At 67.6% G+C, this 24,424-nt stretch carries 19 protein-coding genes and 1 pseudogene; 4 read left to right on the forward strand and 16 right to left on the reverse strand.

Annotated features, from left to right (window positions below; translation table 11 throughout):
- The 10 genes and pseudogenes from ACQVDU_RS06020 to ACQVDU_RS06065 all read right to left on the reverse strand — a co-directional run.
- Nucleotides 1–210, reverse strand: a pseudogene (locus ACQVDU_RS06020) (30S ribosomal protein S12); the annotation flags it as partial.
- A gap of 258 nt (nucleotides 211–468) precedes the next feature.
- The gene (locus ACQVDU_RS06025) at nucleotides 469–1,866 is read right to left on the reverse strand and encodes a DUF5684 domain-containing protein (RefSeq protein WP_443476529.1); all 1,398 of its coding nucleotides are present in this window, start codon (nucleotides 1,864–1,866) and stop codon (nucleotides 469–471) included.
- A gap of 57 nt (nucleotides 1,867–1,923) precedes the next feature.
- On the reverse strand, nucleotides 1,924–2,580 hold the full coding sequence (locus ACQVDU_RS06030; protein ID WP_443476530.1) for a spermidine/putrescine ABC transporter substrate-binding protein: 657 nt from the start codon (nucleotides 2,578–2,580) through the stop codon (nucleotides 1,924–1,926).
- 67 nt (nucleotides 2,581–2,647) lie between these two features.
- Nucleotides 2,648–3,106: a hypothetical protein gene (locus tag ACQVDU_RS06035; RefSeq protein WP_443476531.1), complete on the reverse strand. Its 459-nt coding sequence runs from the start codon at nucleotides 3,104–3,106 to the stop codon at nucleotides 2,648–2,650.
- Between the two features lie 15 nt (nucleotides 3,107–3,121).
- Complete coding sequence (locus ACQVDU_RS06040) at nucleotides 3,122–4,042, reverse strand: ABC transporter (RefSeq protein WP_443476532.1); 921 nt, start codon at nucleotides 4,040–4,042, stop codon at nucleotides 3,122–3,124.
- 132 nt (nucleotides 4,043–4,174) lie between these two features.
- Nucleotides 4,175–4,915 (reverse strand): hypothetical protein, encoded by a 741-nt coding sequence (locus ACQVDU_RS06045; RefSeq protein ID WP_443476533.1) that lies wholly within the window; start codon nucleotides 4,913–4,915, stop codon nucleotides 4,175–4,177.
- Between the two features lie 292 nt (nucleotides 4,916–5,207).
- Complete coding sequence (gene rpoC / locus ACQVDU_RS06050) at nucleotides 5,208–9,080, reverse strand: DNA-directed RNA polymerase subunit beta' (protein ID WP_443476534.1); 3,873 nt, start codon at nucleotides 9,078–9,080, stop codon at nucleotides 5,208–5,210.
- Nucleotides 9,081–9,126: 46 nt separating this feature from the next.
- Entirely contained in the window at nucleotides 9,127–12,621 is a 3,495-nt protein-coding gene (gene rpoB / locus ACQVDU_RS06055) for a DNA-directed RNA polymerase subunit beta (RefSeq protein ID WP_443476535.1), read from the reverse strand.
- Between the two features lie 238 nt (nucleotides 12,622–12,859).
- The gene (locus ACQVDU_RS06060) at nucleotides 12,860–14,524 is read right to left on the reverse strand and encodes a 5-oxoprolinase/urea amidolyase family protein (RefSeq protein ID WP_443476536.1); all 1,665 of its coding nucleotides are present in this window, start codon (nucleotides 14,522–14,524) and stop codon (nucleotides 12,860–12,862) included.
- Nucleotides 14,521–15,276, reverse strand: a complete 756-nt coding sequence (locus ACQVDU_RS06065; protein WP_443476537.1) for a 5-oxoprolinase subunit PxpA — start codon at nucleotides 15,274–15,276, stop codon at nucleotides 14,521–14,523. The genes ACQVDU_RS06060 and ACQVDU_RS06065 overlap by 4 nt, the downstream gene beginning before the upstream one ends.
- A gap of 33 nt (nucleotides 15,277–15,309) precedes the next feature.
- Between ACQVDU_RS06065 and ACQVDU_RS06070 the strand changes: the two genes are divergently transcribed.
- The 3 genes from ACQVDU_RS06070 to ACQVDU_RS06080 all read left to right on the forward strand — a co-directional run bounded on the left by ACQVDU_RS06070 (nucleotide 15,310) and on the right by ACQVDU_RS06080 (nucleotide 17,377).
- Nucleotides 15,310–16,185 (forward strand): spermidine synthase, encoded by an 876-nt coding sequence (locus tag ACQVDU_RS06070; RefSeq protein ID WP_443476538.1) that lies wholly within the window; start codon nucleotides 15,310–15,312, stop codon nucleotides 16,183–16,185.
- 133 nt (nucleotides 16,186–16,318) lie between these two features.
- Nucleotides 16,319–16,852 (forward strand): tetratricopeptide repeat protein, encoded by a 534-nt coding sequence (locus ACQVDU_RS06075; protein ID WP_300594423.1) that lies wholly within the window; start codon nucleotides 16,319–16,321, stop codon nucleotides 16,850–16,852.
- 36 nt (nucleotides 16,853–16,888) lie between these two features.
- On the forward strand, nucleotides 16,889–17,377 hold the full coding sequence (locus ACQVDU_RS06080; protein WP_300594426.1) for a SprT-like domain-containing protein: 489 nt from the start codon (nucleotides 16,889–16,891) through the stop codon (nucleotides 17,375–17,377).
- A 6-nt stretch (nucleotides 17,378–17,383) separates the two neighbouring features.
- Here the strand turns inward: ACQVDU_RS06080 and ACQVDU_RS06085 are convergent, their stop codons facing one another.
- On the reverse strand, nucleotides 17,384–17,911 hold the full coding sequence (locus ACQVDU_RS06085; protein WP_300594429.1) for a 2-phosphosulfolactate phosphatase: 528 nt from the start codon (nucleotides 17,909–17,911) through the stop codon (nucleotides 17,384–17,386).
- A gap of 40 nt (nucleotides 17,912–17,951) precedes the next feature.
- Here ACQVDU_RS06085 and ACQVDU_RS06090 point away from each other — a divergent pair, with 40 nt between their 5' ends.
- The gene (locus ACQVDU_RS06090; RefSeq protein WP_300594432.1) at nucleotides 17,952–18,479 is read left to right on the forward strand and encodes a hypothetical protein; all 528 of its coding nucleotides are present in this window, start codon (nucleotides 17,952–17,954) and stop codon (nucleotides 18,477–18,479) included.
- A gap of 14 nt (nucleotides 18,480–18,493) precedes the next feature.
- Here the strand turns inward: ACQVDU_RS06090 and ACQVDU_RS06095 are convergent, their stop codons facing one another.
- The 5 genes from ACQVDU_RS06095 to ACQVDU_RS06115 form a co-directional block, all read right to left on the reverse strand.
- Nucleotides 18,494–19,966 (reverse strand): FtsX-like permease family protein, encoded by a 1,473-nt coding sequence (locus ACQVDU_RS06095; RefSeq protein WP_443476539.1) that lies wholly within the window; start codon nucleotides 19,964–19,966, stop codon nucleotides 18,494–18,496.
- On the reverse strand, nucleotides 19,963–20,760 hold the full coding sequence (locus tag ACQVDU_RS06100; protein WP_300594961.1) for an ABC transporter ATP-binding protein: 798 nt from the start codon (nucleotides 20,758–20,760) through the stop codon (nucleotides 19,963–19,965). The genes ACQVDU_RS06095 and ACQVDU_RS06100 overlap by 4 nt, the downstream gene beginning before the upstream one ends.
- Nucleotides 20,761–20,869: 109 nt before the next feature.
- On the reverse strand, nucleotides 20,870–21,538 hold the full coding sequence (locus tag ACQVDU_RS06105; RefSeq protein WP_300594964.1) for a response regulator transcription factor: 669 nt from the start codon (nucleotides 21,536–21,538) through the stop codon (nucleotides 20,870–20,872).
- Nucleotides 21,535–22,755: a sensor histidine kinase gene (locus ACQVDU_RS06110; protein ID WP_443476540.1), complete on the reverse strand. Its 1,221-nt coding sequence runs from the start codon at nucleotides 22,753–22,755 to the stop codon at nucleotides 21,535–21,537. The genes ACQVDU_RS06105 and ACQVDU_RS06110 overlap by 4 nt, the downstream gene beginning before the upstream one ends.
- Before the next feature lie 70 nt (nucleotides 22,756–22,825).
- Entirely contained in the window at nucleotides 22,826–24,244 is a 1,419-nt protein-coding gene (locus ACQVDU_RS06115) for an MFS transporter (protein ID WP_443476541.1), read from the reverse strand.
- Between the last annotated feature and the right edge of the window lie 180 nt (nucleotides 24,245–24,424).

A 24,424-nucleotide genomic window follows, 5' to 3' on the forward strand; every position in this document is an offset into this window, starting at 1 on the left:
CTCGCCGGGAATGTAGGCGGTGACCTCGGTGCCGTTGCGCAGCTTCACACGAGCGACCTTGCGCATCGCCGAGTTCGGCTTCTTGGGGGTGGTGGTGTAGACGCGGGTGCAGACCCCGGCCTGCTGCGGATTCGACTTCAGTGCGGGAGCCTTGGTCTTGCTGACCTTCGGCGACCGTCCCTTGCGAACCAACTGCTGAATGGTTGGCACGTTCTCTCCTTGATTGTGCTGCACGGTGACAGCTCGTGGTTTCACCACAGATCCACCGGCGCGCCAGAAGTCTGTCGCGAGTCGTGTGGTGGATATGCCGTGGGGGTGGCCTGTTCGCAGGCCGTTCCCTGATGTGCGAACCCTGCTTGCCTTGCGACACGCCGAGGCGCAGCACAAGTGGCGTGCAGGCGCACACCCGGTCAATGATACGCGGGTTTTCGGGGGGCGGTCAAACGTGGACCCGTGCTGGTCCCGCTGTCAACGCGACGCGCGGACCAGCCGCAACTCGAGGTCACCGAGCAGCAATCTCTCGCCCGCCGGAGCCTCGCCGCCGGGCGCAAGTTCGATCTCGCTTCCCGTGACCGAGATCACGACGACGCCGTTGGTCGAGCCGAGATCGACCACATGCCACTGGTCGCCACGCAATTCCAGACGAGCATGGGTCTTGGAAACCGTGACGTCATCGAGGGCCACGAGCTGCGCGCCCGAATGCGCAGGGTCTGGTGACGGGCGCCGCCCGAGGATGACGACCTGCGCGCGCAACTCGAACTCGTCGCCCGCTGCCGTTACGAGCGACCACCGCGGGCGATTGCGGTGGGCCAACAGCGTCGCGTCGAAGTCGCCCTCATCATCAGCGGATGCCGAGACCGCCGACCGTGCCATTCGTGGTGCTCCCGCCACCGGGGAGCCGACGATCGCCGAGACCGCGCCCGAGGCCTCGGGGAAAGGCTCGGCATCCGGCCCCGTCGCCCAGTGCTCGCCGTCCCCGACAGGCGGAAACAAGGGAGCGTCCTCGTACGACGACCGACCGCTGGCTGCTGACACTGGCGCCGGCGCGCCGGGCACGGCATCCGTCGCGTCATCGATCGGCTCCCCCGACGGCGCCAGACCGGTTGCCCCGGTCTCCGGCGGCCGCGTTGCCCGGGTCGGCGGAGCAAAAGGTTCGGATGCCGCGGGCGGCTCGTCGGTGACGGCCGCGAGTTCCGCGTGGTCGAGCTCTGGCGCGGGGCCGGTCTCGCTGAGCGGAGCCTGAACCGCTGCACTCTCCTCAAGCCCGGTGGACGCCCCACGCATGTCCCACCCGTCGTCGGGGCGAGACTCCGCCGCACGGGATGACGCGCCGACGTCGCCTGCAGGTGGGGATGGCTGGAGGGGCGGTGGGGCGAACGGTGAGACGGCGGGAGGTGCCGGTGGCGGCGGGGGCGCTGCTGTCCCGGTTGTGTCGGGCCCCCCGAAGGCCCCGACATCCGTTCCCGTGCCGCGGCGGCGGCGTCCTTCTCGCCCAATCCAGCGCGCCGAGCCGAAGCCGAGGACCGTCGCCCACACCGGAAACAGCAGCGCAGCCAGCACCGTCATGCCCCCGCCGTACCCGAACGAGAGTCCAATGCGATGCGCGGCGACGATCACGAGGATCCAGACGACAACAGCGCCGAAGCCTGGGATCAGCAGGAGCAGAACCCACCACCCGGAAATCCCTCCCAGAGCGAGGAGCGCGGCGATGTTCACGAACGGCACCCACGCCTTCCAGCGCGGCTCACCCGACTTCGCGAAGACAGCGCCGAGGGCGAGGCCGCACCAGACATAGAGCGCGATCGCCGTCACCGAGACAGGGATCAACAGAATCAGCGCCTGATTCACCGCGGTTCCGTCGGTCATGGCATCCACCCTAGGGCGCAGCCCGGCGCAACGACGCCCCTGGTCTCCGCGGGGCCATCACTCCCCGATGGCATCACGCGGATCGAAGGGCGCGTCCAGCGACCGGGCGAGGTCGTCGAGCATCGCCGTGATCTGCGGTTCGACGTACTGACTCACCCCCTGCTGGATGCGCAGTCGATGGTGGAGCAGGATCGTGCAGACATCCCGTCCGATCATGTTGGCGTAGTCGTCGGCGAGGCCGACCTCCTGACGCAACGCTGCCTTGGCCTCAGCGCTCAGGGGTGGGAGGGCCGGCACATCGGCGTCAGCCTCATCGGCAAGGCCCGAGATCGTGAACAGGAACGGAGCACCGGGTACGGGGTCGGGATCCAGCGGCAGACCCTCGAACTCGGGCTCGAGACCTTCGGCCGGGCGATAGCTCCGGGCGCGGTTACGGGCGGCCTGCTGGTCGAGTTCCGCCTGCAGCATTGGAAGATTTTGTGCCGTGTAATCGGCAACCGCATGGTCGACGATCGTCTTAATGCGGGTCGAGAGGCCGTGCTGCACACCGTGGGGCACATCGGAGCCGAGACCCGCGGCCGAGAGGATCGGCGACCCGAAGCACCGCCGACACGGGGCAACCCGACCGCGGTGGGTCGCGGGTTCCCAGCGCGGAAGCCAGCGTAGCCAGGCATCAACGGCCTGGCTCACTTCCGTTTCGAGCGAGCGCTCCACCCCTCTACGGTAGCGCCGGAGTCCTCGTGCGCCGAGGCTCCGCTAGAGAACGCGCGTGTCGGGTCGCTTACTCATCGTCATCCCGTTCCCACGGCCACCGCGCGTTCTCGCCGGCACCACGCGCGATCGCCAGAGCCATCGCCGCTCCCAGGATCGCCGCGGCGATGACGACGAGCCCCCGCCACGTGGTTGCAGCTCGTCCGACGGCCGACAGAGCAAGGACGCCATCCGCCGTTGCGAACACGGATGCCACGCCCAGCCCCGCAAGGTAGCCAAGAAAGGCAGCTAGCGCGACCCATCCCAGAGTTCCCCATACGCCCCGCGCCGGTATCCGAGCCCAGAGCGTCACCGCCACCGCCCCGAGCGACGCTGCCACCCCAATGATGCCCGGCACCTGACCCAGGCCCGGCGTGACGATGACGTCCTCGTTCACGAGCAGGCTGACAACACCGAAGGCTGCGATGAGCACTGCCGCGAAGACCACGGCTCCCACCGCCGTCGCTGCGGCCCGACCTGAGCGGCTCATGACCCTCGCCGCGCGTCAGTACTGGTGCAGCTGCGGGCCCGCCTCGAGGGTGCGCTCATACTCGCGGCGCGCTTCGACGTTGAGCTCAGTCATGCGCTTGCCACGGGCGGCAACCCACGAGCCGAACCAAATCGTGAGCTCGCGGCCGATGATGAATGCCGCGATTGCCAGCGGCGCAAGCAACTGCCCTTCGACAAGCTCGGCGCCCTCCTTGGCCGTGAGGTTCCAGAACGGCGCCTGGAAGAGCTGCCCAAGGAGGTGACCGCCGTAGGCTGCAACGCCGACGATGAGGCCGAAGATCACCCATGCCGCCCAGCGGCCGCGGTTGATGATTGCGCCGAGGAGCCAGAAGGCGACGAAGAACACGACGACCGGTACCCACAGCGCCCAGGTCGACAGCGCGGCCAGCAGCGCCGTGCCGATGCTGCTGACGGTAACGGAACCGTCGATGAGGCCGAGACCGACCCCGACTGCAAGGTACAGAACGCCGAACGAGAGCGCCGCAAGCAGGCCGATTGCACCCGCGGCTGCGCGGTTGCCTCGAGGACGCGGAGCTTCGGGGGCCTGAACAAAGATCGGCTGCGGGCCGAAGGCACCTGCGGTCGGCTCGCTCGCCGTCACGACCGGGGCGATAACAGTGGCCTCGTACGCGTCAGTGGGTGCGGCAGCCTCGGTGGGCGCGGATTCAACCACGACAGTCTCGGCGGCCGACTCGACATTCGCAGGCTCCGCCACTGGCTCGACGACAACCGGCTCGACGACAACCGGCTCGGCCGCGGGAGCCTCAGCTTCGGATGACGACGATCCGGCGGCTTCGGCATCAGCAAGGCTCTCGCGAGCACTGCCGACGACATCGTCGACGGATGGCTCCTCGGCGACGGGCTCGCCGACCGGTTGCTCCACGGGCTCGCCGGGCGTGGGCTTGTCGTCACTCATGCGAAACTCCTCCCGAGGTAGATCCTCGGCTCGCAGACTACCCCGACCCGGGTTCAGATCCGCGGAACGAGGCCGTGCGGACGCCGATATCGATTCTCGGCGACGCCCCCGAGGCATCCGAGCTCGCGGGCATCACTGCCAGAGGTGGATGGCGATGCGTTGGTCGTAGTCGTCCGGGTACCACGCACGCGACACCGTCGCGACCCACAGCGCTCCCCGCACCGACTGGTGTTCGTTGCCGGCATCCGTCGTCGAGGAGCACTCCAGTGTGCCGTCTGCCGTCGCGCAGGAGAACCCCTGCCCACGTAGGGAAGCCTCCGCGATCCCGGCGGCATCCGCTGACACTGTCGCGAACGTTGTGACCACCGCCTGCCCGGAACTGTCGGTCCAGGTGCAGGTACGCGTTGCCGTCGGCGCCAGCGCCGAGATGAGGTCGGCCATCGCTGTCGTGGGTCCCGCCGCGGACTGGCTCAGAATCGCATCCGACGTCCAGGTGAGTTCGTTCCAGAGGTCGGTCGGGTACAGCTCGCGGCAATCAGCTTCGGCGACGTCCAATCCGTCCGCGACGACGGCGTGCAGTGTCGGGGTTGCGGCGAGCATCGTCGCTGCGTTTCCCGCGGTTCCTCCCGCCCACGCCATGACCAGCGGCATGGCGGGTACGGCGAACCAGACGAGCGCCCCGACAATGGCCAGAGACAGCACGATTGCGGGAATGGCGATGCGGTTGTCGCGACCGGGAACGCGAGCCATGGTGACCTCCGCCAGCAACCGTACGACGCCGACGACCGAGAAGCTGGTCGGGACGCTCGCAGAGCCAGGAAAAGTTGGCGCAAAGCGTCGGCATCCCGCGCCGAACGCGACGATATGCGTCAACTTTTCGAGCCCAAGCAGGAGCACAGGCGCAGCCGGACGCGAAGGACAACTCGACGCCAAGAAGGACCACTCGGCGCAGAGGCCAGAGGCGCAGCGGCGTGCCCTGCGCGGGGCTGGCACCGGGTCTGGCGGGAGCCGGCGCAGCCGGCGAGGGCATGTCCCCGCGCAGGGAACGCGGCGGAGCCGGACGCGAAGGACAACCGGGCGCGAAAGAGGGCAAGTCGGCGGGGGGGATGCCGGGAACGACGCAGGGCCCCGGGATATCCCGAGGCCCTGCGTGCTACGACGTGGGTCAGTTGTAGTTGCCCGTGAAGTCGTCGGTCGAGAAGCTGTCGAAGTCGACGAAGCTCAGGTCGGCGTCGCTGTACGCGCCGTCCGAGGCGAAGATGCGGTTGGGGTACCGCTCGCTCTTGGCCTCTTCCGTCGCCTCGACCGCGACGTTGCGATACTTCGCAAGTCCGGTTCCGGCGGGGATGAGCTTTCCGATGATGACGTTCTCCTTGAGGCCGACCAGCGGGTCGCTCTTGCCCTCCATCGCAGCCTGCGTGAGCACGCGGGTCGTCTCCTGGAAGGAAGCGGCCGACAGCCACGACTCGGTCGCGAGCGACGCCTTGGTGATACCCATCAGCTCCGGGCGGCCGGATGCCGGGCGCTTGCCCTCAGCGACCGTCTGGCGGTTGATGTCCTGGTAGCGACGGAAGTCGACCAGCTCACCGGGCAACAGGTTCGTGTCGCCGTGGTCGACGACCGTGACCTTGCGCAGCATCTGACGGACGATGACCTCGATGTGCTTGTCGTGGATCGGAACACCCTGCGAGCGATAGACACCCTGGACGCCGTTCACGAGGTACTTCTGCACCTCGCGAGCACCCTGGACACGCATGACCTCCTTGGGGTCGAGCGTGCCGACCTGCAGGGGCTGACCGACAGTGACGTGCTGACCGTCTTCGACAAGCAGCGTCGCGCGCTTGAGGACTGGGTACACGACAGCCTCGTCGCCGTTGTCGGGCGTGAGGATGATCTTCTTGGACTTGTCGGTCTCGTCGATCGTGATGCGACCATCGAACTCGGCGATCGGCGACGCACCCTTGGGGGTACGGGCCTCGAAGAGCTCCTGCACACGGGGCAGACCCTGCGTGATGTCTTCCGCCGAGGCCGAGCCACCGGTGTGGAAGGTACGCATCGTCAGCTGGGTTCCGGGCTCACCGATCGACTGGGCGGCGATGATACCGACTGCCTCACCGATGTCGACGATCTTGCCGGTGGCAAGCGAGCGGCCGTAGCAGGTCGCGCAGACGCCGACGGCCGAGTCACAGGTCAGGACCGAGCGCACCTTGATCGAGGTGACACCGGCAGCAACCAGCTTGTCGATGAGCACGTCGCCCACGTCCTCGCCGGCCTCAGCCACAACGTCGCCGTTCTCGCCGATGACGTCAGCGGCGAGAGTCCGCGCAAACACCGAGTTCTCGACGTTCGGGTCGCGGACGAGCTTGCCGTCGGCGCCGGGGGCAGCGATCGTGAACTCGAGACCCTTCGATGTGCCACAGTCCTCTTCACGGATGATGACGTCCTGCGAGACATCCACGAGGCGTCGCGTGAGGTATCCCGAGTCTGCGGTACGGAGGGCCGTGTCGGCCAGACCCTTACGGGCACCGTGCGTCGCGATGAAGTACTCCGCCACCGACAGACCCTCGCGGTACGAGGAGATGATCGGACGGGGGATGATCTCACCCTTCGGGTTGTTCACGAGGCCCCGCATACCGGCGATGTTCCGGATCTGCAGCCAGTTACCACGAGCACCCGAGCTCACCATGCGGTTGATGGTGTTGTCTTCGGGGAAGTGGGCGCGCATCGCCTTCTGGACCTCGTCGGTGGCCTCGGTCCAGATCTTGATGAGCTCCTGACGACGCTCGGCGTCGGTGGTGAGACCCTTCTCGAACTGTGCCTGGACCTTCGCGGCCTGCTTCTCGTAGCCCGCGACGATTTCGGCCTTGTTCGGCGGCGTGAGGATGTCGCTCAGGGCAACTGTCACACCCGAGCGCGTGGCCCAGTAGAAACCGGCATCCTTGATGCGGTCCAGCGTCGCGGCAACCTCGACCTTGGGGTATTCCTCGGCGAGCTTGTTGACGATCTGGCTGAGCTTGCCCTTGTCGGCCTGCTCACGCACGAACGGGTATCCCTTGGGGAGGGCGTCGTTGAAGATCGCCTGGCCGAGCGAAGCGTCAAGCAGCCCGTGACGCTCGTAGCCCTCGGGGGCATCGCCCTCGAGGAACGTCAGGCCGGGCACACGGATGCGGACCTTGGCCTGCAGGTCGAGGGTGCCCTCGTCCTTGGCAAGGATCGCCTCGCCGACCGAGCCGAACACGCGGCCCTCACCGAGCGCACCCTCCTTGACCGTGGTCAGGTGGTGGAGGCCGATGATCATGTCCTGCGAAGGCAGGGTCACGGGGCGTCCGTCCGAGGGCTTGAGGATGTTGTTCGAGGCAAGCATCAGGATGCGAGCCTCGGCCTGAGCCTCGACCGACAGCGGCAGGTGAACAGCCATCTGGTCACCGTCGAAGTCAGCGTTGAAGGCTGCACACACGAGCGGGTGGAGCTGGATGGCCTTGCCCTCGACGAGCTGCGGCTCGAACGCCTGGATACCCAGGCGGTGCAGGGTGGGTGCACGGTTCAGCAGCACCGGACGCTCGCGGATGATCTCTTCGAGCACGTCCCAGACCTCGGGACGCGTGCGCTCGACGGCACGCTTTGCTGCCTTGATGTTCTGCGAGTGACCGAGGTCGATGAGGCGCTTGATCACGAACGGCTTGAACAGCTCGAGAGCCATCTGCTTGGGAAGACCACACTGGTGCAGCTGCAGGCGGGGACCGACGACGATGACCGAACGGCCCGAGTAGTCCACGCGCTTACCGAGCAGGTTCTGACGGAACCGACCCTGCTTACCCTTCAGCATGTCGCTGAGGGACTTCAGGGCACGGTTGCCGGTGCCGGTGACGGGGCGACCACGGCGGCCGTTGTCGAACAGCGCGTCGACGGCCTCCTGCAGCATCCGCTTCTCGTTGTTGACGATGATCTCGGGGGCACCGAGGTCGATCAGTCGGCGAAGACGGTTGTTGCGGTTGATCACGCGACGGTACAGGTCGTTGAGGTCGGAGGTCGCGAAGCGGCCGCCGTCCAGCTGAACCATGGGGCGAAGCTCCGGCGGAATGACCGGGACGACGTCGAGCACCATGGATGCCGGGCTCATGCCGGTCTGGAGGAACGAGTTGACGACCTTCAGTCGCTTGATCGCACGGATCTTGCGCTGGCCCTTGCCCTCGGCGATCTGCAGGTGCAGGCTCTCAGCCTCAGCTGCCAGGTCGAAGGCGGCAAGACGCCGCTGGATCGACTCGGCACCCATGTGGGCCTCGAAGTACTGACCGAACCGGTCCTGCAGCTCCTGGAAGATCTCGTCTTCGGCCTTGAGCGAGCCGACCTCGAGGGTGCGGAACTCTTCCCACACGCGCTCGAGCTTGGCGATCTGGTCGTCGGCCTGCTTGCGGGCCTGCGACATGTCCTTCTCGGCGGCGTCCTTGACCTTCTTCTTCTGGTCGGACTTCGCACCTTCGGCCTCGAGCGCGGCGAGCTCCTCCTCCAGCTTCGCCAGGCGTGCGGCGATCCGCGCGTCGCGGCGGTCGGCGAGCGTCTTCAGCTCGAGACGGATGTTGTTCTCCTGCGTCGCGAGGTCGCGGTGACGAGCATCCTCATCGACCGAGATCACCATGTACGCGGCGAAGTAGATGACCTTCTCGAGGTCCTTCGGTGCCATGTCGAGCAGGTAGCCCAGGCGCGAGGGAACACCCTTGAAGTACCAGATGTGCGTGACGGGTGCGGCGAGCTCGATGTGGCCCATGCGCTCGCGCCGCACGGAGGACTTGGTGACCTCCACGCCACAGCGCTCACACACGATGCCCTTGAAGCGCACACGCTTGTACTTGCCACACGCACACTCCCAGTCGCGCGAGGGGCCGAAGATCTGCTCACCGAACAGACCGTCCTTCTCGGGCTTCAGGGTGCGGTAGTTGATGGTTTCGGGCTTCTTGACCTCACCGAAAGACCAACGACGGATGTCGTCAGCGGTGGCCAGGCCGATGCGCAGCTGATCGAAAGTTGTTGATTCGAGCACGAGTTCTCAGTTCTCCTGTATCGGAATTCTGTGTTGCCTGGCCGGGTCAGATCTCGTCAATGGACGAGGACTCGAAGCGGCTGGAGATGTTGATGCCGAGCTCCTCGGCAGCACGGAAGGCGTCGTCGTCGGTGTCGCGGAGGTTGACCGCGGTGCCATCAGCCGAGAGGACCTCGACGTTCAGGCAGAGCGACTGCATTTCCTTCATGAGGACCTTGAACGACTCGGGGATACCGGGCTCCTGGATGTTCTCGCCCTTGACGATCGCCTCATACACCTTGACGCGGCCGAGGATGTCGTCGGACTTGATCGTGAGGAGCTCCTGGAGCGCGTACGCGGCGCCGTAGGCCTCGAGGGCCCACACCTCCATCTCACCGAAGCGCTGGCCACCGAACTGCGCCTTACCACCCAGCGGCTGCTGCGTGATCATCGAGTACGGACCGGTCGAACGCGCGTGGATCTTGTCGTCGACGAGGTGGTGCAGCTTCAGGATGTACATGTAGCCGACCGAGATCGGAGCCGGGAACGGCTCACCCGAACGCCCGTCGAACAGCTGCGTCTTACCCGTCGAGTCGATCAGGCGGACGCCATCACGGTTGGGCAGCGTCGAGTCGAGCAGGCCCGCCAGCTCGGACTCGTACGCACCGTCGAACACGGGAGTCGCGACCTTCGTACCGGGCGCTGCCTCTCGAGCGATCTCGGGCAGACGAGCCGCCCACTCGGGGTTGCCCTCGACCTTCCAGCCCTGCTTGGCGATCCATCCGAGGTGAAGCTCCAGCACCTGGCCGAAGTTCATGCGGCCAGGAATACCGAGCGGGTTCAGGATGATGTCGACCGGCGTGCCGTCAGCGAGGAAGGGCATGTCTTCGACGGGGAGGATCTTCGCGATGACGCCCTTGTTGCCGTGACGACCGGCGAGCTTGTCACCCTCGGTGATCTTGCGCTTCTGGGCGATGTAGACCACGACACGGCGGTTGACGCCCGAGCCGAGCTCGTCGTCGCCGTCCTCGGCGTTGAACTCCTTGACGGCGATGATCGTGCCCTGCTCACCGTGGGGAACCTTCAGCGACGTGTCGCGAACCTCGCGGCTCTTCTCGTTGAAGATCGCACGGAGCAGTCGCTCCTCGGCGGATAGCTCGGTCTCGCCCTTGGGCGTGACCTTGCCGACGAGGATGTCGCCGGGGCGAACTTCGGCGCCGATGCGGATGATGCCGCGCTCGTCGAGGTCCTTCAGCAGGTCGGGGCTGACGTTGGGGAGGTCACGGGTGATCTCCTCCTTGCCGAGCTTCGTGTCGCGGGCGTCGACCTCGTACTCCTCGATGTGAATCGACGAGAGGGTGTCGTCCTTCACCAGGTCCTGGCTCAGGATGATGGCGTCCTCGAAGTTGTGGCCTTCCCAGGTCATGAACGCGACGAGAAGGTTCTTTCCGAGTGCCAGCTCACCGTTCTCGGTGGCAGGACCGTCGGCGATGACCTCGCCGGCCTCGATCCGCTCGCCTGCTGAGACGATGACGCGCTGGTTGTAGGACGTGCCCTGGTTGGAGCGGTCAAACTTGCGCAGGAAGTACTCGTCGATCCCACCCTCGTCGGTCTGCACGGCCACGACATCGGCCGAGACCTCGATGACGACACCGGCGCGCTTGGCGGTGACCACGTCACCGGCGTCGATCGCGGCGAAGCCCTCCATACCGGTTCCGACGACGGGCGAGTCGCTGCGTAGCAGCGGCACGGCCTGACGCTGCATGTTCGCACCCATGAGGGCGCGGTTCGCGTCGTCGTGCTCGAGGAACGGGATGAGCGAGGTAGCCACCGACACCATCTGGCGCGGCGAGACATCCATGTAGCCGATGTCCTCAGCCGGGAACAGGTCGACCTCGCCGCCCTTCTTGCGGGCGAGGACGCGGGTCTCCTGGAAGTGCCCGTCGGCCTTCAGCGGCGCGTTGGCCTGGGCGACGATGAAGTCGTCCTCCTCGGCGGCAGTGAGGTAATCGATCTGGTCGGTCACGCGACCGGCGACGACCTTGCGGTACGGGGTCTCGATGAATCCGAACGCGTTGATGCGCGCGAACGAGGCGAGCGAGCCGATCAGACCGATGTTCGGGCCTTCCGGCGTCTCGATCGGGCACATGCGGCCGTAGTGCGACGGGTGGACGTCACGGACCTCGACGCCGGCGCGCTCACGAGAGAGACCACCGGGGCCGAGCGCCGAGAGGCGACGCTTGTGGGTCAGACCCGCGAGCGGGTTGTTCTGGTCCATGAACTGCGACAGCTGCGACGTTCCGAAGAACTCCTTGATCGCCGCCACGACGGGGCGCACGTTGATCAGGGTCTGCGGGGTGATCGCCTCGATGTCCTGCGTGGTCATGCGCTCGCGAACCACACGCTCCATGCGCGACAGACCCGTGCGGACCTGGTTCTGGATGAGCTCGCCCACGGCGCGGATGCGACGGTTGCCGAAGTTGTCGATGTCGTCGACATCCAGGCGGATGGTCGCCGGCTTGCCGCCACGAACGCCCTCGAAAGTCGCGTCACCGCGGTGCAGGCGGACGAGGTACTTGATCGTCGCGACGATGTCGTCGACGGTGAGCACCGAGTCGCTAAGAGGACCCGAGAGGCCGAGCTTCTGGTTGATCTTGTAGCGACCGACCTTGGCGAGGTCGTAGCGCTTGGCGTTGAAGTAGAAGTTGTCCAGCAGCGCACGGGCAGCCTCAGCGGCGACCTGCTCGCCCGGACGGAGCTTGCGGTAGATGTCGCGAAGGGCGTCTTCCTTCGTGAGGATCGTGTCCTTCGACAGGGTCTCTTCGATGGAGTCGAAACCGGCGAACTCCTCAAGGATCTGCTCGCTGGTCAAACCCAGGGCCTTGAGGAACACGGTGACGGACTGCTTGCGCTTACGGTCGATGCGAACGCCGACCTGGTCGCGCTTGTCGATCTCGAACTCGAGCCAGGCGCCGCGGCTCGGGATGATACGCGCCGAGACGATGTCCTTGTCGGAGGTCTTGTCGGGAGTCTTGTCGAAGTAGACACCGGGCGAACGCACCAGCTGGGAGACGACGACACGCTCGGTGCCGTTGATGATGAACGTTCCCTTGTCGGTCTGCAGCGGGAAGTCGCCCATGAAGACCGTCTGGGTCTTGATCTCACCGGTCTGGTGGTTCATGAACTCGGCCTCGACGTACAGCGGGGCGGCGTAGGTCTTGCCGCGCTCCTTGCACTCTTCGATCGAGTACTTCTCGGGCTCGAGGTAGGGGTTGGTGAACGAGAGCTGCATCGTCTCGCTGAGGTCCTCGATCGGCGAGATCTCCTCGAAGATCTCCTCGAGGCCGCTCTTGACCGAGATGTCGTTGCGGCCGGCTGCCTCAGCCTCGGCGAGGCGGGCCTTCCATGCGTCGTTTCCGACGAGCCAATCGAAGGACTCGGTCTGCAGCGCCAGCAGGTCAGGGACCGTCAGCGTGTCGGAGATCTTGGCGAACGAGAGGCGGGAAGCTCCGCGGCCGTTCTTGGGGGATGTGGTGGTGGTTGCGTTGCGCGCAGCAGCCAAGGGGATTACCTCCGTGGGCCCGGGCGGGGCACTATCCTTGTCGTCAGGTGAAGCGTTCGGTCCTCCCCGAAAACCCACGCGTCTCGCACCGCATCGAGCGGGGACACGCAGGCACAGCCGACCACCATATGAGGGCAGGGGGAATCCAAGAGCGCAACCACCAACTATACGCGTTCCGGCACGCCGTGTCCACCCGGATTCTTGACGAGTCCAAATTCGTGCGGTATAACCGGCGGACTCAGCGCTGAGGCGCGTGCCGGAAGTGGATGGTCGCACCCGGCCCCGCCTGGGCGAGCAGGTCGAGATCGGCATCCAGAACCGTGGCGATCACGGGGTAGCCGCCGGTCACGGGCCCATCGGCGAGCAGGATCGTCGGCGAGCCCGACGGCGGCACCTGGATCGCCCCCGGGACCATTCCCTCGCTCGGCAGCTCTCCGGCGTCGCTGCGCTCCAGGCGCGGGCCCTCGAGCCGCATGCCGACCCGGTCGGCCGCAGCACCCACCGTCCACGTCGCCTCGAACAGCGCCCTTCTCGAGGCCAGCGTGAAGGCATCGTCGCGCGGCCCGGACATGAGTCGGACGACCAGATCGGCCGGCGGTGGACTCCAGGGCGCCAGATCGGATGCCGGGATCTCGTCGACCGCGAGCGCCCCGCCGGAGAGGACTGCGTCGGCGCGGAGGGGTTCTGGCCCGAGGCCGGCGAGGGTGTCGGTAGCGGCCGAGCCCAGGACGCGCCGGGCCTCGATGCCGCCGCGAACGGCGAGGTACGCGCGAACGCCGGCCGTGAACCACCCCATCCGCAGGCGTGTCCCGCGCCGCCACAGGTGCGCCGCACCGTGGTCGATGTCGCGCCCGTCGAGAGTGAGCTCGCCCCACGCGCCGGTCACGGCGATCCATACGTCAGCGAGCGCAGTGGCCTCGAATCCACCCGCGGTGATCTCCAGCCCTGCCGCATCCTCGGGGTTTCCGACGAGCCGATTGGCCGTGCGCAGGGCGGTGCGATCGAGAGCACCTGAAACCGAGACTCCCACCGAGCCGGCTCCCCGACGCCCGGCATCCTGGATCGTCGCGAGCAGCCCGGGAGCCTCGACCCGCAACAGCGGCCGGAGTGCGGCATCCGTCTCCTCAGCCATTACCGCGTGCGCGGCGATTTCGTGCACGCGCGGCGCATGTAAGCGCAGCGGATGCACGGAACTGCCGCGCACGAGGGAGGGGCCTGCCGCGGGGAGGTCCGCGACCTCGCGGAATCGGACGCGCATGCCGGGGCGCAGGAGCGCGGGCGATGCAGCATCCGGATCGAACAGCGGCGCGGAGGTGGCCCCGATCAGCCGCCACCCTCCCGGCGTCGATCGCGGGTAGGCGCCCGAGAAGCTTCCCGCAAGTCCCACCGACCCCGCCGGAACCCGCGTGCGAGGCGACTCGAGGCGGGGCACGTCGAAGGGCCAGTCCTCGCTCACGAGATACCCGAATCCTGGTGCGAACCCCGTGAAAGCGACGGTCCAGGTAGCCGCCAGGTGAGCCGAGACGAGCTCGGCGGGGCGGATGCCGAGCAGCGCGGCGGTCTCGTCGAGATCCGGTCCGTCATACCGGATGCCGATCTCGACATCCGTGTCAGCGGGCGACACACGATGAAGCACCGCCTGGGGCGTCGCGGCGGCGAACGCGGCGGCGAGGTTCTTCGCGATCCAGGCCCGCACGACCGAGGCAGCGACCTCGCGGGGTGCGAACCGCACCAGCACAGTGCGCGCGGCGGGGACGAGATCCACCACGCCCACCGGCTGAGAGTCCGCGAGGCGCTCGCGAAGCGCGATGACCACCCGCAAGGCCTCGGCGGCGCTGAGTTCTTCGGCGACCTCGGCGAGCAGAGCCGTGTCGCCGAAGGCTCGGACCCGGGTGTCTGTCACCACGGCGCCCGCACCGACACGGATGCCGCGTCCAACGCGGCGCGCACGGCCCGCGCGGCCGCCACCGCCCCCGGCGAGTCGCCGTGGAGACAAAGGGAGCCTGCTGCCACGGCGACGCTCGATCCGTCGACCGCGACGACGGTGCGCTCGCGTGCTAGGCGCACGGCCCGCGCGGCTGCGGCGTCAGGGTCCTCGATGACCGCGCCGGGTTCGCCGCGGGGGACGAGCTCGCCGCTGGGCGTATAGCCGCGGTCGAGGAACGCTTCGGCCACGACCTCTAGACCGTGCTCGCGCGCCGCCCCGGATATCTCGCCGGGCATGGCAAGGATCGGCAGCCCGCGGCCCAGCCGGTGGGACAGATCCGACACGGCTTCGGCGAGCGCAGTCGCGTGCGCGGCATCCGTCGTGACGGCGTGATACAGGGCACCGTGGGGCTTGATGTACCGGATGTCGGCACCGACATCGACGAGAGCATCCAGCTGTGCAGACACCGCGGCACGGAGTTCGGCAGCGGCGATCGCCAGGGGCCGCCGGCCGAATCCCGGCCTGTCGGGGTAGGAGGGGTGGGCGCCGATCGCCACACCGAACCGTGCAGCCCGCTCGACGGCCTCGGCCATGGACCGTGCATCCCCGGCGTGGCCGCCGCACGCGACATTCGCGCTGGAGATCACGGCGAACAGCGCCTCGTCGTCAGCTGTCGGAACGCCGTCGACAGTCTCGCCGAGGTCGGCGTTCAGGTCGATGGTCGTCATGCGACCACGGTACGCCCGGTCTACGGTGGAAGCGTGGCCCGAGCGCACGTCGAAGCCCCGCCGCCGCAGGTGCGGCTGTCGGACGGATCTCTCGCGCGCATCGTGCCCTCGGCATTTGCGAGCGGCTGGGAGCTCGAGGTCGGCGGCACGCCGCAGTCGCACGTCGATCTCGCTGATCCCACGCACCTGCACTTCGAGTACGTCGCGCGGATGGGCGCCGTGATCGACCAGCTCGGGGAGCCCCGAGAGCCCGTGACCGCCATCCATCTCGGTGCCGGTGCATACACACTCCCCCGCTATGTCGAGGCGACGCGGCCCGGATCACGGCAGCAGGTCATCGAACTCGAACCCGCGTTGGTGACTCTCGTCCGCGAACATCTGCCGCTGCCCTCCAGTGCACGAGCCGGCGGCTCGATCCGCACACGGACGGGCGATGCCCGCGCCGTGCTGAAACGCTTGCCCGCGGGTCTGCGCGGTCAGGCCGACCTCATGGTCTCCGACATCTTCCACGGCGCGCGCACTCCCGCGCACGTAACCAGCATCGAGTTCTACAGCCTCGCGGCACGCTACCTCAGCGACACCGGCGTGCTCCTGGTCAACGTCGCCGACGGGGCGGGACTCGCCTTCGCCCGCCGCCAAGCCGCTACCGTGCGCAGCGAGCTCCCCCACGTCGCTCTGCTTGCCGAGGTTCAAGTGCTCAAGGGCCGGCGCTTCGGGAACATCGTGATCGCGGCATCCCGCAATCCGCTTCCCACCGCGTGGCTCCCCCGGCTGATGGCCGCGGGACCGCATCCGGCCAAGGTTGCTCAGGGCGCAGAGATCGACGCATTCATCGCGGGTTCGCGCATCGTCACGGATGCCGACGCAGCGCCATCCCCGGCGCCATCGGCAACACTGTTCGAGCGCTGACGGCGTGGGAAGTCGGCACCGCTCGCCGGCGCCGCCACAATAAGAGCGCACCGCGTATGGGGCGAGGTGCGGCGAGGATGCGGGATCTGGCGGGTTGACCCCGGCGATCACCGCTCTGCGGGAAGGAGCGCGAGTGAGCTATATCCACGGCTACGACCCCGTCACGTTGCGCGAAGTGGTCAACCCCCGCGACTGCCGCGAACGCCTCGACGAGCTGGGCGACCAGCGCTCGCTTCCCGCCCTCCTCGAACGGGTGTGGCTGTTGAAGGTGCTCGACCGGCTCGATGACGCGCTCGAGATCGCCGACCAGACGGTGCGCACCGCGCGGATGGCGGGAACGCGCAAAGATCTGCTGCGCGCGCGCATCCTTCACGCCACAGTGCTGCAGTTTCGCGGATCGCTCGCTGCCGCCGCGCAGGAGCTGACCACCTGTGCTCTCGAGGCCGAGGGCGCGGGTTGGGCTTCGATCGCCGCGTTCGCCTATCAGCACCGCGGCAAGGTGCACTACGACGCGGGAGACTTCGACGCGGCCCGCGCTGACTTCAAGCGCGCACTCTTCGCGCGCCAGAGCACGGCAACACCCGACGACCAGCTCGAGTCGACTCTTCTCGCAATCGACGCTGCCGAGCGTCGCCGCGCCGAGAACGGCGCGGCAGTCGCCAGCTGACCGGTCGGTGTCTGAGGCCCCGCTTACGCTGTCGTCATGTCCGAGTTGCACCGCGTTCGCCACTGGGCCGAGGCACTGCTTTCGGTGCACCTGAGCCCGGAGTGGTCGTTCGGTTTCGACAACGCAAAGCGGCGCGCAGGCCTGTGTGACTTCACTCGCAAGCGCATCACGGTTTCCCGGTACCTCGCGGCCCGCCACGACGATGACACCAACCACCAGACACTGCTTCACGAAGTGGCACACGCCCTCGCCGGCGCGGCAGCAGGGCACGGTCCGCGCTGGAAAGCCATCGCGCGAGACCTCGGCTATGTGGGTGGCACCACGCACCACGGAGAGACCGCGACCGAGCTCGCGCCCTGGGTGGGGGTATGCCCTGCCGGTCACGTCGCCTACCGGCACCGACGCGCGAGCCGTCAGACATCCTGCGCCCGCTGCGCTCCCCGCTTCGACGAGCGCTACCTGCTCACGTGGTCCAGGCGCGAGATCACGGCGTCGGTACGGCTCGCCGCGATGACTCCGCGCTGACGTTCGCTAGACCGGGGAATCGGCATCCACCGACGCAGCGGCGAGCACGTCGTCACGCCGTCCAGCTTCAAGCCAGGCCTGCCCGGTAGCGCTGGCGGTGAGCAGGTGGCGAGCGGCTGACCGCAGCCCCCGGAACGCCTCGCAGGCAGCGGCAGCCTCGGGCGAGGTGTGGTCGATCCCCCGCACCGCAAGCGCGTCGATCACAGCACCAGCGCCGAGGATATCCTCCACAGCGAACCGGGTCCCGGCTGCATCGGTCGCCCCGCACGCGATCACGACGATGCTCGTTCGCGCACCCCGACGATGCTGCTCCGCGAGAGCGGCGTCTGCGGTGACACTCGCCGAACGAAGCCCGCCCTGCAGCACGACACTTCCCGCAGCCGTGGCCTGAGCCGAGATGGCGTCAGCGTCAGAGTCTGCGTCGGGAAGGACGTCGACCACGATGGTGATCTCACCCGACGCGAGCCGATCCAACCCGGCAGTTCCCCAGTCGAAGCGGACCTGGTATCGATGCTGATCGGACGGTGTCGGCATCCGTCCAGCGTAGAACGAGACCGGATGCGAGACTTGCCGCATGCGCGTGCTCAGCAAGTTCACGATCGATTGCGACACCGACGCCGCCTGGCGCGCTCTGCACTCGCCGCGGGTGCTGGCCGAGGTGTACGGCCCGTTCCTCGACATGCAGCCGCTGGAAGCGATGCCGACACAGTGGGAGCACGGCCAGAATGCTGCAGTCGGGCTCAGTGTCGCCGGGCTTATCCCGGTCGGCCGTCAGCTCATCTCGATCACGGATGCCGAACGCGAGGTGGACGGGGTGCGCGTGCGGATCATCCGCGACTCCGGGATGCCGCTGACTGGCCCGCTCGCAGTCCTCGACGTCTGGGACCACCAGATGGCGGTGTCTCCTCTGCCGGACGGCCGCACCCTGTGGCGAGAGCGCCTCGTGATCGGTGGCGCCGCTGCACCCGCGCTATGGCCTGGCCTGTGGGCAGTCTGGCAGTGGCGGGCCGCCCGCCTCCGTCAGATCGCGCCGTCGTGGGCGCACGATCCGGATGCCGCGACAGCCGAGCCAGCCGAGACTGACACGGCCGCCACGGCCTGACCTCCACGCCCCGGCTACTCGCTCAGCGCCGCCACCGGCGCGACGCGGGTCGCCAGGCGTGTGGGGGTAACCGATGCGGCGACAGTGAGGATCGCCGTTGCCGCGACAATCACCAGGAGGGGCCCCAGCGGCACGGCAGGCCAAACGATGCCCGCCGGCGTGACCCCGTCGGGGTTGGTGGGAACGCTGCCGAGCAGCGACTGCGCACCGGCCCAGCCGTAGGCGATACCGAGCAGAACTCCCAGGACAGTCGCGGTCACCGTTACGTGCACTGCCTCCAGCAGCACCATGCGGCGGATCTGCGCGATGGAAACGCCGAGGGCGCGCAGGAGCCCCAGCTCCCGGGTGCGTTGGATGATCCCGAGGGTCAGGAGGTTCACGAGCCCGACTCCCGCGATCACTGCCGAGATCGCAACGAGCCCCATCATGATCGCCGCGAACGTGTCCATGATGCTCGCAAGCTCCGGGTCGAGCTCGCCCCCCGCGTTGGCCGTGAGCACCGCCTTCACCGACTCGATCGCCACCGCGAACATCGTCACGAGAGTCACGCCGATGACGATGCCGATCGATGTCCGAGCTGAGCGTTCGGGATTCCGATAGGCGTTCTGCACCGCGAGCCGCGCAGGAGCGGAGCGACCGAACGCCCGGCCGACCAGGCGCAGCGCCGGAGGCATGACCAGCGGGGCTGCCATCGTGATGCCGGTGAACGAGAGGGCTCCACCGACGAAGGCGACCACGACACCGAGCGGTGAGACGAGTCCCAGCAGGATTCCCGCGGCAAGCGCGGCCGCCCCGAGGGCGAACAGGATGCCGGCGACAGCATGTCTCCCCCTTCGGGCGACGACCTCATCGGTGGCGAGGGGAACCGAGCCCGACACTGCCTGCAGCGGGGTGACGGTGAGAACTCGCCGGGAACCGATCCACGCCGCGAGCCACGTGGTGAGCGCCACGATCACGGCGGGCAGCAGCATCGACAGTGTGACCGGCGCCACGGGGACGGCATCCAACCCGAGTCGGACTATCGCGATCTGCGCTCCCGCGGCAGAGACGACGATGCCGAGTACCGTACCGATCACCGCGCCGAGCACGCCGACGATCAGCCCCTGGGAGGCCACGCGTGCTCGCTGCGACCTCGCCGACGCGCCGATCAGACGCAGCAGGGCGATCTGGCGCGATCGTCCGGCAACGACGGTCGCGAACGTGTTGGCCGTGACGATGCCGGCCACATAGACCGCGAGCGCGACGAGTAGCAGCGTCAGGAATCCGAGGATGAAGGCGAGGGTTCCACTGTCACCGATGTAGGGGTCCGCGCGCAGCATCGCCGCCAGAAAGTCGGTGGTGGCGATCAGCACGACCCCGAACACCGTCGAGATTGCAGCGACCAGGATGCTCGCCCCCATCCCGCGCTCACGGAGCCACGCGAAGCTCGTGCCGGCGCGCGGCATGCGCAGCGGCGCCTGATCGACGGATGCCGTGACGGTGCTCATGCGCCGACCTCCGCACGTCGCGTCTGCACGAGGGCGTCGCCCGCGTCAGCTGCGAGCATGTGAGCCGAGATCTGCTCGGCGGTCTGCGCGGGCTTGTCGGCGACGAGGCGCCCGTCACCGAGGAACAGGACGCGGTCGGCGTGGCTGGCAGCGACGGGGTCATGCGTGACCATGGCAATCGACTGCCTGCGCGTGCGGCTTGCCTCAGCCAGCAGCGCCAGCACCTCACGGCCCGAGCGCGAATCGAGGTTACCCGTCGGCTCATCAGCGAAGAGGAGATCCGGCGCGGTGGCCAGGGCTCGCGCGATGGCGACGCGTTGCTGCTGACCACCCGAGAGTTCGTGCGGCCGGTGACTCAAGCGCGATCGAAGCCCGAGCGTGTCGATGAGCCCGTCGATGCGGGCCTTCTCAAGCACGCTCGGCGCACGGCCATCGAGGTCGAACGGCAACAGGATGTTCCCCAGGGCGTCGAGAGTCGGCACGAGGTTGAAGGACTGGAACACGAAGCCGACGCGGCGACGACGCAAGATTGTGAGCTCAAGGTCGCCGAGATCGGTGATGTCGGTGTCGCCGATCCAGACCCGTCCGGCGGTCGGCGCATCGAGCCCGGCCATGATGTGCATGAGGGTCGACTTGCCCGAACCGGAGGGGCCCATGATCGCGGTGAACTCCCCGCGACGGATGCCGACAGTGACGTCATCGAGCGCCCTGACCGTTCCGCTTCCGGTGCCGTAGGTTTTGTCGAGGTTCTCTACGCGGGCCGCCAAGCCCATCTGCGTCGTGGTGATCTTCATGTCTCCGACGCTAGGAATCAGGCCCCGACCCCCGCGTCAGCCCGAAGTCGCGCCGTCATCCGTCGGAAGGATGATTCCGCGGCATCCGTCTCGCACGAGGTGTGAACGGTCAGACGAGCCCGTGCTCGTAGGCGAAGACAACCAGTTGAACGCGATCGCGCAGCCCGAGCTTGCCCAGGACGCGACTGATGTGCGTCTTCACCGTCGCCTCCGAGAGGTACTCGCGGGTGGCGATCTCGGCGTTAGACAGCCCCCGGGCGGCAAGGGCGAAGATCTCGCGCTCCCTGTCGGTCAGCTCGCCGAACGCCCGCGGCGTGGGTCGGGTCTGCTCATCGCGGAAGTGCGCGAACAGCTGTGCGGTAGCCGCCGCCGCGATCACCGCCGAACCGGCGTGGACACTGCGGATCGCGGCGAGGACGAACTCGGGCTCGGCATCCTTGAGCAGAAAGCCGCTCGCGCCGCCACGGATCGCTCGAGCCGCCGCCTCATCCAGATCGAAGGTCGTCAGCATGACGATGCGCGGCGCGTCAGGGTCCTGCAGCAGATGCGCCGTCGCCTCGAGACCGTCCATGACCGGCATCCGGATGTCCATGAGCACGACATCCGGCCGTGTGTCTCGCACCATCGACAGGGCCGTCTGGCCGTCTCCCGCCTCGCCGACGACTGCCATGTCGGGTTGTGAGGCGATCACCATGCGGATGCCGGCCCGAAAGAGCGCCTGATCATCCACGAGAGCGACGCGGATGACGGCGCGACCCGCACTGCTCTGGTCGGTCATCGTGCCGCCGACTCTCGACGCTCCGGTTCCACAGCGAAGGGGAAGGTCGCACGCACGACCCACATCTCCCCGACCATCCCGGCCTCCACTGCCCCACCGACCAGCCGCGCACGCTCGCGCATGCCGACGATACCGTGGCGCACTTCGGCCGACTCGATCGGACGAGGTGCGTCCGCCTCTGGCATACCGACCGGCCGATCGACCGGATTCGACGCCCACAGGTGCAGGCGGTCCGGGAGCCAGCGCATCGTCACCTCGACATCTCCGTTGCCGTGGCGGATGGCGTTGGTGAGAGCCTCCTGCAGCACACGGTAGATCGCCAGCTGCACAGCCGCGGGCACGGTTGCGGGAGGCATCGGCTCGACATCCACGCGAACCGCGAGCCCTGCAGCTCGCACCTGGGCGTACAGACTCTCCAGATCGTTCAGCATCGGCTGGGGTGCCACACCTTCGCTGTGGCGCATCTGCGTGAGCAGCAGCCGAACGTCCGAGAGTGCACTGCGTGCCGTTGTCGAGATTGTCGTGAGGGCATCCTTGGCCGCCTGCGGATCGGCATCGGCGGCGTACCGAGCCCCGTCAGCCTGGGCGATGATGACGGCGAGCGAATGACCGACGACGTCGTGCATGTCCCGGGCGATCCGGCCGCGCTCCTGCTCCTCGACGCGTTCCCGTTCCGCGCGCTCGCGCTCGCGCTGCGTGCGCCGGGCACGCAACGACGTTCGGACGAGAGCTCCCACGGTCCAGGCCAGAAGCAGTGCGAACCCGGCCGCAACCAAGACAGCGGCTGCCAAGGGCAGAACGCTCCACGAGGACACACTCAGCAGTTGCGTGCCGAAGAGGTACGCGGTGATCACTGCCGCTCCGACGATCGCCGACGAGAACCCGAGCCAATACACCAGCACAGTCCCGTAGGCCGCCGTCGCGTAGAGCACCGCGAAGATCGCTACATCCACGAAGGATGGCGGACGCAGCAGGAGCATCTGCACGATCGCCGCGATCCACGCCGTACCGAGCGCGAGAAGCGGCGAGAGCCGACGCAGCGCGAGGGCCGCCGCGAAGAGGACACACATAACCACTGTCGCGAACGCCGACTCGGCTGCCCAGCCGCCGACCGTCAGCTCCAGCGGAATGCAGAGCAGCCCGAAGACTCCCGCGACGGTGACATCCGTCGCCACCTGGTAGGGAAGGAGTTCGCGAAAGAGTCCGGGGCGCTTCACCTCTCCCACGCTACGGAACGGGCCCCTCGGCCGCGTCCATCTCGAGATGTATGTGCTCGGGCCTGACCGCCTACGGCGACGGCGTCGGTCCCGCGACCTCAGGCTCGGGCTCCTCAGCCTCTGAGGTCGCAGCATCGGGCGCGGCCCGATACTGCTCGGTGATGAGGCGGTACGACCGCGTCGTGAACGCGAGGAGGGCGATCACGACCATGGCAAGCCCGGCGAAGACGAAAACGAGCGCGATGCCCCGCGCCTCTCCGTCGCCGAGGAGCCATCCCCACGTCTGCTGACCGCTTGGCGACTCCATGTACGGGATGATCCAGAACTCGGCGATCGGTGCGATGAGGAACGCCGTGACGGGCGCCGCCGCCGATTCGAACGCGGCGGCGAAGCCGAAGACGCGCCCTTGCGATCCGTAGTCCACAACCTTCTGAATGACGGTCTGCTCGGACGCCTCAACGGCCGGCACGAGAGCCATGTAGAGCCAAATACCAACCGCGTAGAGCAACCACCACTCGCGAATCGTGAACAGAGCGCCGAGAATCCCCATCCCGACCACGACGAGCAGCATCGTGCGAATGGGATTGCGGCCGAGCCCGAACCGGGCGATCACGATACCGCCGACGATGAACCCCGTCGCGGCGACCCCAAACGCGATTCCCCACGTTTCGACGCTGAACAGCGTCAGTCCGTACGGGTCCATCAGCGCGATGTAGACCCCGCCGATCAGGTTGTTGAACGTCGAGAAGATGATGAGTGCGAAGAGCCCAGGAGCGAGTCTCACCGCCGCGATGGCGCCGCGCAGGTCGACACCCCGCCCGACGGATGCCGTCGGCTGGTCTTCGGGAATCCGGAGTAGGAGCAGGTGAACACCCGCGATGACTGTCGCAACGATGGCAATAAGCAGCGTCCAGCCCATGCCGAGCAGGCCGACCGACAGTCCGCTGAACACGCTCGTGATGATGAACGCAATGCCCTGGACGGTTCCGACGAGTCCATTGGCGTTCGCATGCCGTTCTTCGGGGACGAGGAGCGTCACGGTCGTCGAGAGCGCGATGTTGCGCATGTTCTCGACGATCGAGCCGAGCAGGATGATGCCCGCGAACATCCAGAACCACGGTCCGGTGATGTCGACGAGTGCGGACTCTGGCTGAGCGAGGTAGAGGGCCCCGGCGACAAGAAAAGCCACCAGCGTCGCCGCAGCGGAGAAGACCATGACGCGGTGCTTGCGATGACGGTCGACGAGCGTGCCGAACCACATGGCGAAGACGGCCAACAGCAGCATGTACGTGCCGCCGATGATCCCCGTCGCCAGGACGGAGCGGGTCTCGAGGTACACCCAGAACGTGAGGGCGAACCAGAGGTAGCTCGTCGTGATGTTCGCGGCCGCCGTATTCACGAGCACGTGCAGGAACGTCCGCTCGTTCGCGGTGCCGAACGGGCGCGTGCGCGCGGCGTCGGTGGGGTCCGCCGGGGCGGGAGTCGTCATGCCGGGAAGCGTACTGCGAGGCCCCGACATCCAAAACCCTCGCCTTCCGCCCCGGAACGGCGCATGATCGAGGACAACCTCGTCGAGCCGAACGGTTACCACCCCGACATGACACGAAACGGTGGGGAAACGTCGAGGACCCAGGATGGCGAGAAGTGGGCCGGTCGGCTCGCCCGCCGA

The sequence above is a fragment of the Microbacterium sp. F2 genome (genome assembly GCF_052274505.1).
Taxonomy (GTDB): domain Bacteria; phylum Actinomycetota; class Actinomycetes; order Actinomycetales; family Microbacteriaceae; genus Microbacterium.

Bases quoted from the DNA above. Each gene is read 5' to 3' on its own strand.
- ACQVDU_RS06035 (WP_443476531.1), bottom strand. From the start codon at position 3,106: ATGAGCCGCTCAGGTCGGGCCGCAGCGACGGCGGTGGGAGCCGTGGTC.
- ACQVDU_RS06025 (WP_443476529.1), bottom strand. From the start codon at position 1,866: ATGACCGACGGAACCGCGGTGAATCAGGCGCTGATTCTGTTGATCCCT.
- ACQVDU_RS06105 (WP_300594964.1), bottom strand. From the start codon at position 21,538: ATGACCGACCAGAGCAGTGCGGGTCGCGCCGTCATCCGCGTCGCTCTC.
- ACQVDU_RS06040 (WP_443476532.1), bottom strand. From the start codon at position 4,042: ATGAGTGACGACAAGCCCACGCCCGGCGAGCCCGTGGAGCAACCGGTC.
- ACQVDU_RS06115 (WP_443476541.1), bottom strand. From the start codon at position 24,244: ATGACGACTCCCGCCCCGGCGGACCCCACCGACGCCGCGCGCACGCGC.
- ACQVDU_RS06085 (WP_300594429.1), bottom strand. From the start codon at position 17,911: ATGCCGACACCGTCCGATCAGCATCGATACCAGGTCCGCTTCGACTGG.
- ACQVDU_RS06090 (WP_300594432.1), top strand. From the start codon at position 17,952: ATGCGCGTGCTCAGCAAGTTCACGATCGATTGCGACACCGACGCCGCC.
- ACQVDU_RS06080 (WP_300594426.1), top strand. From the start codon at position 16,889: ATGTCCGAGTTGCACCGCGTTCGCCACTGGGCCGAGGCACTGCTTTCG.
- ACQVDU_RS06065 (WP_443476537.1), bottom strand. From the start codon at position 15,276: ATGACGACCATCGACCTGAACGCCGACCTCGGCGAGACTGTCGACGGC.
- ACQVDU_RS06100 (WP_300594961.1), bottom strand. From the start codon at position 20,760: ATGAAGATCACCACGACGCAGATGGGCTTGGCGGCCCGCGTAGAGAAC.
- ACQVDU_RS06095 (WP_443476539.1), bottom strand. From the start codon at position 19,966: ATGAGCACCGTCACGGCATCCGTCGATCAGGCGCCGCTGCGCATGCCG.